The 14,195-nt window shown below is 65.2% G+C and carries 11 protein-coding genes; 8 read left to right on the top strand and 3 right to left on the bottom strand.

The features are described 5' to 3' along the window. On the bottom strand, nucleotides 1-986 hold a 986-nt coding region (locus D588_RS0104580; protein WP_017915140.1), incomplete at its 3' end, for a trypsin-like peptidase domain-containing protein. Between the two features lie 494 nt (nucleotides 987-1,480). Between D588_RS0104580 and D588_RS0104575 the strand changes: the two genes are divergently transcribed. From D588_RS0104575 to D588_RS0104565, 3 genes are all read left to right on the top strand, one after another. Continuing rightward, nucleotides 1,481-4,753 carry an LAGLIDADG family homing endonuclease gene (locus tag D588_RS0104575; RefSeq protein WP_017915139.1) on the top strand — a complete coding sequence of 1,091 codons (3,273 nt, stop codon included), beginning with the start codon at nucleotides 1,481-1,483 and terminating at the stop codon, nucleotides 4,751-4,753. Between the two features lie 190 nt (nucleotides 4,754-4,943). Further along, nucleotides 4,944-5,621 (top strand): hypothetical protein, encoded by a 678-nt coding sequence (locus D588_RS0104570; protein WP_017915138.1) that lies wholly within the window; start codon nucleotides 4,944-4,946, stop codon nucleotides 5,619-5,621. Nucleotides 5,622-5,708: 87 nt separating this feature from the next. Beyond that, nucleotides 5,709-6,548 (top strand): NrdJb, encoded by an 840-nt coding sequence (locus D588_RS0104565; RefSeq protein ID WP_017915137.1) that lies wholly within the window; start codon nucleotides 5,709-5,711, stop codon nucleotides 6,546-6,548. A 67-nt stretch (nucleotides 6,549-6,615) separates the two neighbouring features. On the opposite strand, the gene D588_RS26380 is transcribed toward D588_RS0104565, so the two are convergent. Then, complete coding sequence (locus D588_RS26380) at nucleotides 6,616-7,248, bottom strand: SMI1/KNR4 family protein (protein WP_157836415.1); 633 nt, start codon at nucleotides 7,246-7,248, stop codon at nucleotides 6,616-6,618. Nucleotides 7,249-7,393: 145 nt separating this feature from the next. Between D588_RS26380 and D588_RS28375 the strand changes: the two genes are divergently transcribed. Further along, entirely contained in the window at nucleotides 7,394-8,725 is a 1,332-nt protein-coding gene (locus D588_RS28375) for a pyridoxamine 5'-phosphate oxidase family protein (protein WP_017915136.1), read from the top strand. A gap of 276 nt (nucleotides 8,726-9,001) precedes the next feature. On the opposite strand, the gene D588_RS0104555 is transcribed toward D588_RS28375, so the two are convergent. After that, nucleotides 9,002-9,700 carry a hypothetical protein gene (locus D588_RS0104555; protein ID WP_157836414.1) on the bottom strand — a complete coding sequence of 233 codons (699 nt, stop codon included), beginning with the start codon at nucleotides 9,698-9,700 and terminating at the stop codon, nucleotides 9,002-9,004. Nucleotides 9,701-10,062: 362 nt separating this feature from the next. Between D588_RS0104555 and D588_RS0104550 the strand changes: the two genes are divergently transcribed. The 4 genes from D588_RS0104550 to D588_RS0104535 all read left to right on the top strand — a co-directional run. Beyond that, nucleotides 10,063-11,484 carry a hypothetical protein gene (locus D588_RS0104550; protein ID WP_017915134.1) on the top strand — a complete coding sequence of 474 codons (1,422 nt, stop codon included), beginning with the start codon at nucleotides 10,063-10,065 and terminating at the stop codon, nucleotides 11,482-11,484. Nucleotides 11,485-11,711: 227 nt separating this feature from the next. Beyond that, nucleotides 11,712-12,383 (top strand): DUF4253 domain-containing protein, encoded by a 672-nt coding sequence (locus D588_RS26075; RefSeq protein ID WP_081613477.1) that lies wholly within the window; start codon nucleotides 11,712-11,714, stop codon nucleotides 12,381-12,383. Nucleotides 12,384-12,620: 237 nt separating this feature from the next. After that, nucleotides 12,621-13,283: a CPBP family intramembrane glutamic endopeptidase gene (locus tag D588_RS0104540; RefSeq protein ID WP_043083418.1), complete on the top strand. Its 663-nt coding sequence runs from the start codon at nucleotides 12,621-12,623 to the stop codon at nucleotides 13,281-13,283. A gap of 367 nt (nucleotides 13,284-13,650) precedes the next feature. Then, nucleotides 13,651-14,195 (top strand): GAF domain-containing protein (locus tag D588_RS0104535; protein WP_026143377.1); only part of this gene is annotated, 545 nt, incomplete at its 3' end.

Raw genomic sequence — 14,195 nt, 5'->3', positions numbered from 1 at the left:
TGCAGCCCGGCGGCCGCGGCCGCCGAGCCGGCCAGCACCCGCGTCACCAGCGCCCCGCGCGGCGCCGACAGGCCCAGGCCCTGCGCCATCTGCGTGGTCAGGTTCTGCGTCTCGATGCCGAAGGTGCCGCGGATCATCACCCCGTTGTTCTTGATCAACTGGTCGACCACCGCGCGCGCCAGGTTCGACGGGATCGCCAGGCCCAGGCCGATGTTGCCGGCCATGCTGCCCTGCGGGTTGAAGCTGGCGGTGTTGATGCCGACCAGTTCGCCGCGCAGGTCCACCAGCGCGCCACCGGAGTTGCCCGGGTTGATCGAGGCGTCGGTCTGGATGAAGTTCTGGTAGCCCAGGCCGCGGATGCCGTTGCGGCCCATCGCCGAGACGATGCCGGAGGTGACGGTCTGGGTGAAGCCGAACGGGTTGCCGATGGCGGCGACGAAATCGCCCACGCGCAGCTTGTCGCTGTCGCCCAGGCCGATCTCGGTGAGGTTGTCGGCCTTGATCCGGATCAGCGCGATGTCGGTGTCCGCGTCCGAGCCCATGAACTCGGCCTTGAAGCTGCGCCCGTCGGCCAGGGTCACCTGCACGTCGTCGGCGTTCTCCACCACGTGGTGGTTGGTCAGCACGTAGCCGTTCTTCGCATCGATGATCACGCCCGAACCCAGCGACTCGTTGATGCGCTCCTGCGGGATATCCGGGAACAGGCGGCGCAGGATCGGGTCATTGAAGAATGGATTGCGTACCCGCACCACCTGTTTGGTGTTGATGCTCACCACCGCCGGCATCACTTTCTGCAGCATCGGCGCCAGCGACGGCAGCGGCTCGCCGGCCACCGCGGACGGCATGCGCGCGGCCCCGGACAGCGGCGGCGCCGCGACCGGCGCGGCCTCGGCGCGGTTGTCCAGTTGCGCATTGATCGCGGTGGCGGCGAAACCGCCGAAGGCAGCGGCGGCGGTCAGGGTCAGCAGCGTGGGCAGCGGTCGCATGGGGTCGGTTTCCGGGGAGCGCGGGAGACGTGGGGCAGATGGGCGCGCGTGCGCGTAAATCAAGATGAACGCGCGGCGTTTAACCGCCAGTGAAAGCGCTCCGGCGCCGCCTGCGCAAGGCCGCCGCGGCACCCTGCGGCCACAGCCGCTCGACGGCATGTGATCGGCGCGCGACGACGTTGACAGTCGGCCTGCCCGGCGTTAGCGTTCACGCTTGCATTAGCCACTACATGTAGCGGTATCGATTCGGTACGGCACTAGAACTAGGGCTTTCTTCACCAGGACTTCACATCCAGGGGCGCGCTCGGCGGTGCATGACGGGACGGTGACAGGGGACGTCGCGAATTCGGGGAATTTCGGTCGGTCGAGAGCAGGCGCCGCGTGCGCTGCCGCGGCCGTCGCTGCCATGCAGCGCAAGTGCGATAGAGACAAGACACACGGCGGATGACCACCCATCCGCCCCATCGGGACAGGTTCGAGGAGAACACAGCAGAATGAGTACGGTGCGCCTGGAAGTCGTCCAGACCGGATCCAAGCACGACCCCATCCCGATGCAGCCGGCGTCGCAGGACATCTGGGACAAGAAGTATCGGCTCAAGACCAAGCAGGGCGAGCCGCTGGATGCCGACATCGACGGCACCTACCTGCGCGTGGCGCGGGCGCTGGCCGATGCCGAGGTCGGCGAGGAGCAGCGCGCCTATTGGTTCGAGCGCTTCGCCTGGGCGCTGCGCCGCGGCGCGATCCCGGCCGGGCGCATCACCTCCAATGCCGGCGCGCAGGAACACAAGCCGGCCACCAGCACCATCAACTGCACCGTGTCGGGCACCATCACCGACTCGATGGACGGCATCCTGGAGAAGGTCCACGAGGCCGGGCTGACCCTCAAGGCCGGCTGCGGCATCGGCTACGAGTTCAGCACGCTGCGCCCGCGCGGCGCGTTCGTGGCCGGCGCCGGCGCCTACACCTCCGGGCCGATGTCGTTCATGGATATCTTCGACAAGATGTGCTTCACCGTGTCCTCGGCCGGCGGCCGCCGCGGCGCGCAGATGGGCACCTTCGACGTGTCCCACCCGGACGTGAAGGACTTCATCCGCGCCAAGCGCGAGGACGGGCGCCTGCGCCAGTTCAACCTGTCGCTGCTGATCACCGACGGCTTCATGCAGGCGGTGGAGCAGGACGCCGACTGGCCGCTGGTGTTCCCGGTGAACCGCAAGGAAGAGGCCGACGTCGACCTGGCCGACGCCAGCGCCGTGGTCTGGCGCGACTGGCCCACCCACAAGGACTACATCGTGCGCGACGACGGCCTGGTCGCGTGCAAGGTGTACGGGCACATCCGCGCCCGCCACCTGTGGGACATGATCATGGTCTCCACCTACGACTACGCCGAGCCGGGTTTCATCCTGATCGACCGCGTCAACGAAATGAACAACAACTGGTGGTGCGAGAACATCCGCGCGACCAATCCTTGCGTGACCGCCGACACCTGGGTGCAGACCGCCGAGGGGCCGCGTCAGGTCGCCGATCTGCTGGGAACGCCGTTCCTGGCGCGGGTCGATGGCGGCGACCATGCCACCGGTGCGGAGGGCTTCTTCAAGACCGCGCACAAGCAGGTGGTGCGACTGCAGACGCAGGAAGGTTACGCGCTGCGCCTGACCGCGGACCACCGCGTGCGGCGCGTGGTGCGCCAGACCCGCTGGTCGCTGGACACCCAATGGTGCCAGGCGGACCAACTGGTCGCAGGCGACCGGGTGCTGCTCAACAATCACCGTGCCGGTGCGGAGTGGGGCGGCGCACGCAGCTATGAGGAGGGTTTCCTCCTCGGCATGCTGGTGGGCGACGGCACGCTCAAGCAGGACGCCGCCGTGTTGTCCGTCTGGCCGCAGGCCGCCGCCGTCAATGCGGCGCCGCTGGCACCGGTGGCGCTGATGGACGAAGCCCTGCGCTGCGCGCGCAGCCTGCCGCACCGTGCCGACTTCGCCGGCTGGAGCGAGGTGCGCGACCGTGGCGAGTACCGCCTGAAGTCGGCCGCCTTGCGCGATCTGGCCCTGGAGCTGGGCCTGCGTCCGGGCGACAAGGCGATCACCCCGGCCGTCGAGAAGACCTCCAGCGATTTCCATCGCGGCTTCCTGCGTGGCCTGTTCGACACCGACGGCTCGGTGCAGGGCAGCCAGGAGAAGGGCGTCAGCGTGCGCCTGGCACAGTCGGACCTGGCGCGGCTGGAGGCAGCGCAGCGCATGCTGTTGCGGCTGGGCATCGCCTCGCAGATCTACCGCGACCGGCGCCCCGCCGGCACCGCGTTGCTGCCCGACGGGCACGGCGGCACGCGTGCCTACGCCACCAAGGCGCAGCACGAACTGGTCGTCAGCGGCGACAACCTCGATGCCTTCGCCCAACGGGTGGGCTTTGCCGACACCGCCAAGGCCAACCGCCTCAAGGCGCTGCTGTCCGGCTACCGTCGCCAGTTGAACCGCGAGCGTTTCGTGGCGACCGTGCAGTCGGTGGCCGCCGATGGCATCGAAGACGTCTACGACGTGCAGGTCCCTGGCATCAACACCTTCGACGGCAACGGCCTGCACGCCCACAATTGCGGCGAGCAACCATTGCCGCCCTACGGCGCCTGCCTGCTCGGCTCGATCAACCTCACCACCTTCGTGCGCGAGCCGTTCACCGAGCGCGCCCGCTTCGACTGGGAGGAATACAAGGAAGTGGTGCGGGTGTTCACCCGCATGCTCGACAACGTGGTCGAGGTCAACGGCCTGCCGCTGCAGCAGCAGCGCGACGAGATCATGCGCAAGCGCCGTCACGGCATGGGCTTCCTCGGCCTGGGCTCGACCATGACCATGCTGCGCATGAAGTACGGCAGCGCCGAGTCCTGCGAGTTCACCGAGTCCATCGCCCGCGAGATGGCCGTGGCCGGCTGGGAGACCGCGCTGTCGCTGGCCAAGGAGAAGGGCCCGGCGCCGATCATGCAGGAAACCTTCGAGGTCACCGCGGCGATGCTGCGACAGCGCCCGGAGATGGCACGCGACGGCTGGCGCGTCGGTGAGCGCATCGAGGGCCGGCTGCTGCACGCCAAGTACAGCCGCTACATGCAGCGCATCGCCGAGGTGGCGCCGGCGCTGGTCGAGGAACTGGCCGAGGTGGGCGCGCGCTTCACCCACCACAGCTCCATCGCCCCCACCGGCACCATCTCGCTGAGCCTGGCCAACAACGCCTCCAACGGCATCGAGCCGAGCTTCGCCCACCACTACAGCCGCAACGTGATCCGCGAGGGCAAGAAGAGCAAGGAGAAGGTGGACGTGTTCTCCTTCGAGCTGCTGGCCTACCGCCACCTGGTCAACGCCAAGGCGATGCCGTTCGCCGAGGACGCCGCCGCGCGCCTGCCGGAGTACTTCATCGCCGCCGACGACATCCACCCCAAGGAACACGTGGACGTGCAGGCCGCCGCGCAGAAGTGGGTGGACAGCTCCATCTCCAAGACCGCCAACGTCCCTACCGACTATCCCTACGAGCAGTTCAAGGACATCTACCGCTACGCCCACCAGCAGGGGCTGAAGGGCTGCACCACGTTCCGCTTCAACCCGGCCGCCTTCCAGGGCGTGCTGGTCAAGGAGGCGGACCTGGAGAACACCACCTACCGCTTCGAGCTGGAAGACGGCAGCGTGGTCGAGGTCAAGGGCAACGAACAGATCGAATACGACGGCGAGATGCACACCGCCGCCAACCTGTTCGATGCGCTGAAAGAAGGGTATTACGGCAAGTTCTGACGCCGTCCCGTCTCCCCTTCGCGCCGGCGGAGGGGAGGGCGGCGGTGGAAGCCCTGGAGCGCGGCACGCCGTGCTTCCCCAACGCTTCCCCACCGTCCGCCGAATGTCGCCGTTTCCGGCTCCCCGCTTCGCTGCAATCGGTATAGCATCGCCCGCGTGACATAAACACTGACACCCTGAGGAGGGTTTTATGAGCAATGGGAATGGCGTCACGGCGACGCTGACGCAGGTCGCCGAGAACGTGAAAGAAACCGCCACCAACGTCGGCGAGACCATCGCCGCCACCGCCAGCGAGGCCGTCGCCACGGTCAAGCAGACCGCCGAGACCGTGCAGAAGCGCGTGCAGGACCAGGTCGCCAAGACCCGCAAGGCGGTGAAGAATGCCGAGAAGGCAGTGGCCAAGCGCGCCGAGAAGGCCGGCAAGGCCGTCAAGAAGACCGTCGCCAGCGCGCGCAAGAAGCTGGAAGCGGCCAAGGCCAGCGCCCAGGCCGAAGCGGCCGCGCTGACCAAGGGCGGCAAGAAGACCGCCAAGAAGGCGGCTGCGAAGAAGGCGCCGGCGAAGAAGGCCGCTGCCAAGAAGGCCGTTGCGAAGAAGGCTCCCGCCAAGAAAGTGACCGCCAAGAAGGCCGCGCCGAAGAAGGCGGTCAAGAAGGTCGCCGCCAAGAAGGCCGTTGCCAAGAAGGCAGTGAAGAAAGCGGCGAAGAAGGTTGCAGCGAAGAAGGTCGTCGCCAAGAAAGCGGTGAAGAAGGTCGCCAAGGCGGTCAAGAAGAGCACCGCCAAGGTCGCCAAGAAGAGCGCCGCCGTGAAGAAGACCGCGGTGCGCAAGGCCGCCGGCAAGAAGGCCGCGGCCACCCGCGCCAAGAAGTAAGCCGTCCCGTCGCACCCTCTCTCCCGTGCGCGGGAGAGAGGCCGGGCTCACGCCCGTCCCGCTCCGCCTTCCAGGAACGCACGCCTCATGGCCATCAAGATCGACCAGAAAATCAAGGGCTACGCCGTCGTCACCCCCGAGGACAAGGCGCGCGACGCCGCCGCCGCGGTGCCCGCCTCGTCGATCGACCGTGCCACCGCCGAGGCCGAAGCGGTGGCGGACAACATCATCCACATGCACGAGCGCATCGAGCGCCCGGACGTGCTGATCGGCAGCACCTACAAGATCAAGTCGCCGTTGGTGGAACACGCCATGTACGTGACCCTCAACGACATCGTGCTCAACGCCGGCACCGAGCACGAACTGCGCCGCCCGTTCGAGATCTTCGTCAACTCCAAGTCCATGGAGCATTTCCAGTGGATCGTGGCGCTGACCCGCATCATGTCTGCCGTGTTCCGCAAGGGCGGCGACGTCACCTTCCTGGTCGACGAGATGAAGGCCGTGTTCGACCCCAAGGGCGGCTACTTCAAGGCCGGTGGCGTGTACATGCCGTCGCTGGTCGCCGAACTGGGCAGCATCGTCGAAGAGCACATGAAGTCGATCGGCCTGCTGCACGACCCGGAAATGAGCGACCACCAGCGCGCGCTGATCGCCGAGAAGCGCAAGCAGTACGAAGAGCGCTCAAAAAAAAACAGTGAAGTGAGCAAGGCGGTTCCTTCTCCTGCGGGAGAAGGTGCCCGCAGGGCGGATGAGGGTGCGGTGTCCGCCGACTCCACCGCCGACCACGAAGAGGACATCGCCGTCACCGGCGACGGCGCGAGTTTCCCGCCGTCGGCCACGATGTGCCACAAGTGCAATACCAAGGCGCTCGTCATCATGGATGGGTGTGCGACTTGTTTGAATTGTGGGTATTCGAAGTGCGGGTGATCGGCCCGCAATGCCGCCAGGTTTGAACGCCTGGCGCGGCGATCTGCTAACGCTGCAAGTTGCTGAACTATGTCCTTCGAATGTGGGGATGGTCGACATACGACCAAGTTGGCGAGTTGTACCAGTTGCCAACATCGATGTCTCTTGTCGCACTTAGCCACTGGACGCCGTCATCCAGAGCATCCTGCGCCAGACTGTATTTCCCCATGGACAGGTCCTGCTCGAATTTTTGAAGAAATTCATTCATCGAACGCGCTAGTAGAAGGGCTACTCCCCATTCTTGATCTATAAATATGATCTGGCCATAGGTCCCGTTCTCTTCGGGCGACAGGTCAACACAAAGGCGGCACTGGGAAAAGTCGCTTCCAATCACCAAACGATCCTTTCCAAGTTTCAGCACAGGGCGGATTCCCTTGTCCGCGAATTGGGCAGAAGCTCCTGCATCGTCGTCGCAGGAGCTTCTTTCGATCTCGAAAGTCACTGTTGCCACATCCATGAAAGAAAATCCTAGAGCGAAATTTGCTGTGGCATCAGGATTCAAACCTGCGCTTTCGCGATAGACTGCCAAGAGATCCTCAGGCAATGGGCGCCCCAATGCTGATTGCAGCGCCTTGATCTCTAGTTCGTTGGCTGCCGGGAGCAGTGCCTTCTCCACTTCTGGTGCAATAACTCTCAAATGATCGCGGATTCGCTCAAGCATTCTATTCGCCAGGTTGAAGTTAAGGTCCACATCTTAAGGCGGGGAAAGCCTGCTGGCGCAGCAGAACTCCGTCGGCACAATAAAAAATGACATGGTAGTGCTGTAGCAGTCGGTGTTTCACGTTCAACCTTACGAGATCGCTGTCATGAATGCCATCATGCCGCCGCTGACATTCGCGCTACTGGAGCAGAAGATCGAGGCCATGCCGGAAGGGCCGGTGTCTGCGTTGTCGACGCCGCGCTGGATGCTGGTGCTCAATGCGGTGGGATGGGCGGGTTCCATGCTCGCGCTGCTGCCTTCGCTGCTGTTGATTTGGCTCGCGCCGCAGCTGTGGATGGTGACCCTGTCGCGGGTGGGATTGGCGCTGACCGTCGCCTTTACACCTTATTTTATTCGCACGGTCTGGCTGATCATTTACGAATTCTCCAATGCACGCCGGCAGTGGATATTGCAGCACGATCATGATGTCGGCGAACTGCGCCAGCTAGTTCAGTGGTTGCTTTTCTATCCACGCGACGTGCTGGAGGATCAGTTGCGTTACGCGAAGATGGCGCAGGAACGTCTAGCTGCCAAGCTTGGTCTGTTTGTCGGCGGTGTGGATAAGCTGGGGTTGCTACCTCTGTGCTTGTCGCTGCTCGTCGTCTTGCGCAACTGGCGCGATCTGCTGGCCTTGCCTGCGTGGTTGTCAGTTCTGGCGATGTTCGCTGCCATGCTATGGATGGTCAGTTGGTTGGGCGCCAATTTCCGTCTGCGTCTGCACCTGTATGAGAGCGTGCTTGCTGCTGCGATCGCCAATACCGGCGCAGCCAAGGCGGACGTGCCAATTGAGACGGCATCGCCCACCTCGCCGCAGGATCCGCCCGAACCGCATCGCATCACCAATCTCGATGCCCTCGAAGCCCTATACGGCCAGCCCGCCGAGCGCGCCGTACGCAAGCAACTCGACCATTTGAATGCCGACTACCAGGCATTCGTGCACGCGTCGCCGTTCGTGGTGCTGGCTTCGTCCGGCGCCGAAGGTCTGGACTGCTCGCCGCGCGGCGATGCGCCGGGGTTCGTGCAGGTGCTGGATGCGCGCACGCTGGCGTTGCCGGATCGGCCGGGCAACAACCGCGTCGATACCCTGCGTAACCTGCTGCAGGATCCGCGGCTGTCGCTGTTGTTCCTGATTCCCGGTATCGGCGAAACCTTGCGTGTGAACGGCCGTGCCGAGATCCGCGTCGATCCGGATCTGCTGGCGCGGTTCGCGGTCGGCGAGCGCTTGCCGCGCAGCGTGATCGTGGTGCACATCGAGGCCGTGTACTTCCACTGCGCCAAGGCGATCGTGCGGTCGCAGCTGTGGGATCCGACGCGGCACCTGCCGCGCGATCGCCTGCCCAGCCCCGGCACCATGCACGCGCATCTGGCCGATGGCGCGTTCGACGGCGAAACCTACGACCGGGAATTGCCGCAGCGTACCCGGGACTCTCTGTACTAGCGCGCTGGCGATGCGGATTGGCCTTGCTGAGGTCTAGCTCCGAGAACGTCTCGATGGAGTCGCCTGGCGACGCCCGCTTGCTGTATGAGCGAAAGCGGCCTTTGCGCTGCTGCGATGGAGTCTCCGCGGGCATCGGGGAATTGCCGCGGCCGATTCGCTAGGGGGCGATCCGACTTCAGTGAAAGGCGATCAACGCGCAAGCTTCCTGGCAGGGCCGATGATCCGGCTGTAATGCACGCGCACAGCGCCAATCAGCGTAGAGTTCCACTGCCACGGCTAGCGCTTGGCAAGTTCGATCTTCAGGCGCGCCTGCGATTTGGCATCTCCCTGTGCAGCGGCTCGCTTGAGGAGCGCGATGGCGGCGCTCCGGTTGCCGTTGCCGCCACGTTCGAGTCGCATCAGCGCGGCGTTGTACGCAGCAACCACGTTTCCCTTGGACGCAGCGAGTTCGAAGCTCTGCTGGGCCTTCTCAGGACACAGGTACATGACGTCCCAGGCAGCACCGGACTGCAATAGCTGCTCGGCGTCCGCGTCCTCCGCCTGTTTCGGCCCAAGTGCCTGCCAACCGGTCACCAGCGGCACGAACAATTCGGCACCAGCGGGGATGAAGTACGGGCCAGACCCTTGTCGTCCGGTGAATGCCTGGCGCGTGGTGCGGCGGGCACCATCCTTGGAGATCCACAGGAAGCCGTTCTCTCCTTGGACGGGAAATCCGCCCAGCGCCTTCGACAGGCGCTCGGCCAGCGATGGGATGCCTGGTGCTGGCGAAACACCAGTCCATGAGCCGACCAGTTCGACGCGCTTGTGCTTCTTCTCGCGCGTTGCGCGCACAGTGCCCGCAAGATCCTCGGGAGTCAGGATGCGCCAGTTGCCGTCGTACATGCGCCAGGGACTGGACTGCAGGGCGATGGTGAAATCGTCATCGTGGTCCGGCATGGCCTCAAGGTACTGGGAAAGCGCTTCCCAGGAGGCCACGCACGTTCTCGTTCCTTTGTCCGGTGGGCAGGTGGCGACGCTGACCATGCCCGACAATGGGAGGTGCGTGTCGCAGGCCCAAACACTGGGACTGAGCAGGCAGAGAACAAGGAGGGCGCGTTTCATCTATAGGCGCAAGGCAAAGAGTGCATAAAGCCTGCCTAAGCGGCTGACTCCCTGCAAGCAGGCGCATGTCGTGGTGTGGTGGAATATGTAGACAGCGTATCGCCATGTTTTACATACCCCGATGCAGCGTTGACGCGCATCAGCGCCAAGGTGCAAGCGGGATGCGCGTTGAGGCATGGAATGCGTTGCTAACATAAACGGCAAGAAGAGGCGCTCGTGCGCCCAGGGGAACGAGGATGAAGGCGCAAATGGGGGCGGCCAGCGTGCTCCGCGCGGTGGGGCAGTGCGTGCTGTGGCTGATGGTGGTGGCGACCATCGCGCCTGTGGCAGCCAAAGAGAAACGGTTGGATGAAACGCGTCTGCACGCCATCGGCCGGCAGATTGAGTTGGCGGAAGACGCGGCGACCGAGGACTATCTGCATGGCGATCCGGAACGCGCTGCGGCCCGCCTGCGCGGTGCGGTGGACGAAACGGATTGGTTGGCATTGTTCGCGTTGGCGAACAAAGTCTGGCGTCTTGATCCGGCGTACTCCTTTCAATGGCATCAGCGTGCTTATGCGTTGAGCGATGGCAATCCGTACGCGCTGCTGGAACTGGCGCTTGAATACACGCGGCACGAGGAATGCGCCGAAGCGGCCGATGCCTGGCAGAAGGTCGATCAGGCCGGCTTGCTGGAAAGGCATTTGCCGATGCTGGCAGGCTACTGCTACCTGCAACTTGGCCAGGATCAGCGCGCTTTTGCGATGTTCGAGCGATCCCGCTCGCGCCACGGGGATCTGGAGCATCTGTTGCAGGAAGTCTGGGGACAACCCGAGGTGCTGCGGGCGCATGCCGAGCGTCTGAAAGCCTTCAAAGGGACTGGCGACGCGCGGGAGTTGGATGCGGCCCTGGTCAATGCCATCCGCTTCAAGACGGGAGCCGATCGTGGCCGGGTCCTGCGGGTCATCGCCGATGCCGCGGCGCATGTGCCGCGTAGCGATCTTGCCGGGCCGATGTCCTGCTTGCGCCCCGTGTTCGAAGCCGAGGCCGCAGTTGCCGGCGGCAACGGTGCGGAAGCCGATGGGGAGCGTCTGCGTGACCTCTGGAAGGCGCAGATGGCGAGCTGCAAGCTGTCTGTCGCGGCCGATCCGCTTCCGGACAGCTCGGCGTTGTTCGAGTTTCTGCTCGTCAACGCGCTCGACCTGTCGATCGTCTCGAGACAGGACGTGTTGGCGGCGCACCGCGATGCCCTGGAGGCGCGGATTCGCTCCGTCGCTGGCGATCTCACGGCATTGAAGGTGCTCGCCTCCTTGCAGGAAAGCCTCAAGGATCCCGGGCTCAAGGACACCGACATGCTTGGCTGGGGCCGTTATGGCCAGGCGGACTTCGCAATCAGCCGCATTCACGGCGAGGTCGTCCAGGGGGTTCTTTCCGACGAGGGGAAGGCATTGCTGGTGCGCGCATATGCGCAGTTTCCACACGATCCCAAGATCCTGCAGGCCTGGCTCGAATTCGGAACGCCGGATCGCGAGACCGCGCGCCAGGGCTGGCGCGAACTGATCTTGCTGCAGTTCCATGCCCCGACGCTGGAGACCGACCCGATACATGTCAGTCCGCTCGCCAGGACGCTCTACGTGGCGATCAACAAGTATCGGCAGTCTTCCGGACAAGGGGACTAGCGGGCCAGGTACCGGACGAGGATGCGGTTTGCCGCCTCTGTAAGTGGTGTGGGGTTCAGCGCGATGGGCGGTGATCTGTACGATGCGGCGTGCCAGTGCCATCCCCTCTCTGTTTCCTGGTTGCGGCTGAGGCGTTCTTCTGCTGTCAGCCGACGCCTGTACCCGACGCGCCAGTGGTAGCGGACGTGCGATCGGCAGGGTGGCGAAGCGGTGCGCCAGAAGCGATCATGCTCCGCGATACGCTTTGCAGGGGATCGATGATGTGGCGTCGCTGGATGATGTTGCTGGGCCTGTGGCTCTGCTCCGGCTGCGTGCGCGAGGTGGCGCTCACGCACGAGGAGCAGGCGCTTGCGCAGGCGGCGAAGGTGCCGCTTGCGATCGCGGCGCTGGCGCGAGGGGAGGGAACGTCCATCGTGCGCTGGGTGGGGCAGACCGACACGTATGCGCCGCGTCCGGCCGAGGGCATCGTGGTCACCACGGCCCCGCGGCAGGGGCGTGCGGTCATGGAGCGCTTACGCACGCGCCTGCGGGGATCTGGCTACCAGGCGTACCTGCGTGACCAGCACTTCGGTTATGGTCCCGATCAGGTGGTGGTGACGCGCGCGGACGACGCGGCGTATCTGGCGGTGGTTCGTCCCGATGCGGTCAATTACGACATGGACCACGAGGCGGTGATGGTCCGCTATCGTGCATGGGATGCGCGCTACGGTTTGGTGCTGGTCGGTGCGGGCGAGGATTGGCTGGAGGTCGAACTCCGTTCGCCACCGCCGGACTGGGACGCCTTCGCGCGGGAGGTCTACGCGTTCTGCCCGGACACAGTGGACCAGGGCGTGGAGAGCGTGGAGGCTCTGGCGGCGCAGATGCGTCAGTCGCGCAGCGTCTTTCTGTGGTGGGACTGACGACCGACTTGCGTAGCCGCTGCGATGTGATCGACAGGGCAGCGCGGTAGTGCGCTCGCTGCAGCTTCGTCGCCGCCAGAGAATCACTGTGGGGCGCAGTGAGGGGGCATGCCGGCAGGGTACGACGCCACGCGTGCGCCCCGATCCCGACTTCATGCAGGTGGCCCAGCAGGCCTGTGTCCAGGCGGTTCGCCGCACAGGTCGGCTAACCGGAATCGACGCACGACAAGGACATCGATGAAACAGCGTGACGCGTCTTCTTTCAGTTGGGGTGAACTGCTGCTGGTCACGGCAGTCGCGTTCGGGTTGCCGATCTATTGGAGTGCGCTGGCGGTGCTGGCGCCGGTGGTGGAGCCGTCGTTTTCCGACGCGAACCTGTGGGGCATGGTGTTCTACGAGTTGCTGGTGCTGGCGTTGTTGCTGCCGACGCTGTGGTTCCGCGGCTGGTCGCCGCAGGCGCTGGGGCTGCAGTGGCAGGCGCGCGACATCGGCGTTGGCCTGGCGCTGTTGGCCGCCTGTCTGGTGGCGACCTATCCGTTGAATCTGTTGAACGACAGCGTGGCGGCCGAGGTGAATCCGTCGATGGACGCGATGGTGGCCGGGCCGCTGTCGGCGGGTGTGGTGGTGCTGGTCTCGCTGCTCAATCCGATCTTCGAGGAGGTGTTCGTCTGCGCCTACGTGATCCGCGCGCTGGAGCGGCGGCATAGTCCGGCGTTCGCGGTGAACGTGAGCGTGGCGATCCGTGCGTCGTACCACCTGTATCAGGGCCCGGTCGGCGCCATCGGCATCGTGGTGGTCGGGCTGATCCTGGGGTGGTGGGTGGCGCGCACCGGGCGGCTGTGGCCGGCGATCGTGGCGCATGCCGCGCTGGATTTGCTGGGATTGATGGTCTACGTCTGATGCGCTGGGCGCGCGCGCCGGCAGGCGTGCGTGCACCGGTTGGTCGCAGCGTCGGCATGCGCGAGGCAGGCCGCCCATTCCATCGCCGACATGCCGTCGGCCACCATGCCTGACCACTCCGGCGCCGCTGGCCGTTCGTCCGTTGGCTGAATTCGCGGCGGAGGGTCGCCGAGGCGGTCGCTGGCGTAGACAGCTACATTCCTGAACAAGTCGGCGCTTTCGCCGCTGTACGCCACGGCTTACAGTCGAACGACAAGGACGTGTCGCCCGCTGGACAAACGGGGGAAGGTCCGGGGTTCCCCGCTGCTCGATCGCGTCGTCACGGCGCGCGGCGCGCGGGTCGCAACGCTCTCAGGGGAGAAGCGGGATGGCGTCGACCGAGGATCTGCCAGAACCTCATCCGTTGTTCGAGCTGCTGTCGGGCGAGATCAGCGACCGCGAACTGCGTCGCTGCCTGCGCGTGGTGCGCCTGCACCTGGGCATGGACGTGGCGTTCCTGTCGCGCTTCCGGCAAACCGACCGCGTGCTGGATCATGTGGACGGGCCGCCCGACGGGCCGATCCACGAAGGCCAGATCCTGCCGTTCGCCGATGGCTACTGCATGCGCGTGGTGCAGGGCGAGTTGCCGCAACTCATTCCGGATACCTCCCTGGTGCCGGCGGCGCAGTGCATCCCGGCGACGTGGCAGATTCCGATCGGCTCGCACATGAGCGTGCCGATCCAGGTGGGCGGGCGGATCTACGGCACGTTGTGCTGCTTCAGTTTCCTGCCGCGGCACGACCTGGGCGAGCGCGACATCGGCATGCTGCGTGCGTTCGCCGAGATCTTCGCGCTGCGCCTGCACGAGGTGGAGGCGCACAAGCTGGAACGGCAGGCGATGATCGACGAGATCGACGGCGCGCTGGCGGCGGG

It is taken from the genome of Xanthomonas sp. SHU 308 (assembly GCF_000364645.1).
Classification (GTDB): domain Bacteria; phylum Pseudomonadota; class Gammaproteobacteria; order Xanthomonadales; family Xanthomonadaceae; genus Xanthomonas_A; species Xanthomonas_A sontii.
Note: the sequence above shows the minus strand (reverse complement) of the source record. Positions and strands in the feature narration are given on the sequence as shown.

Bases quoted from the DNA above. Each gene is read 5' to 3' on its own strand.
- D588_RS0104575 (WP_017915139.1), top strand. From the start codon at position 1,481: ATGAGTACGGTGCGCCTGGAAGTCGTCCAGACCGGATCCAAGCACGAC.
- D588_RS0104570 (WP_017915138.1), top strand. From the start codon at position 4,944: ATGAGCAATGGGAATGGCGTCACGGCGACGCTGACGCAGGTCGCCGAG.
- D588_RS0104565 (WP_017915137.1), top strand. From the start codon at position 5,709: ATGGCCATCAAGATCGACCAGAAAATCAAGGGCTACGCCGTCGTCACC.
- D588_RS26380 (WP_157836415.1), bottom strand. From the start codon at position 7,248: ATGCTTGAGCGAATCCGCGATCATTTGAGAGTTATTGCACCAGAAGTG.
- D588_RS28375 (WP_017915136.1), top strand. From the start codon at position 7,394: ATGAATGCCATCATGCCGCCGCTGACATTCGCGCTACTGGAGCAGAAG.
- D588_RS0104550 (WP_017915134.1), top strand. From the start codon at position 10,063: ATGAAGGCGCAAATGGGGGCGGCCAGCGTGCTCCGCGCGGTGGGGCAG.
- D588_RS26075 (WP_081613477.1), top strand. From the start codon at position 11,712: ATGCTCCGCGATACGCTTTGCAGGGGATCGATGATGTGGCGTCGCTGG.
- D588_RS0104540 (WP_043083418.1), top strand. From the start codon at position 12,621: ATGAAACAGCGTGACGCGTCTTCTTTCAGTTGGGGTGAACTGCTGCTG.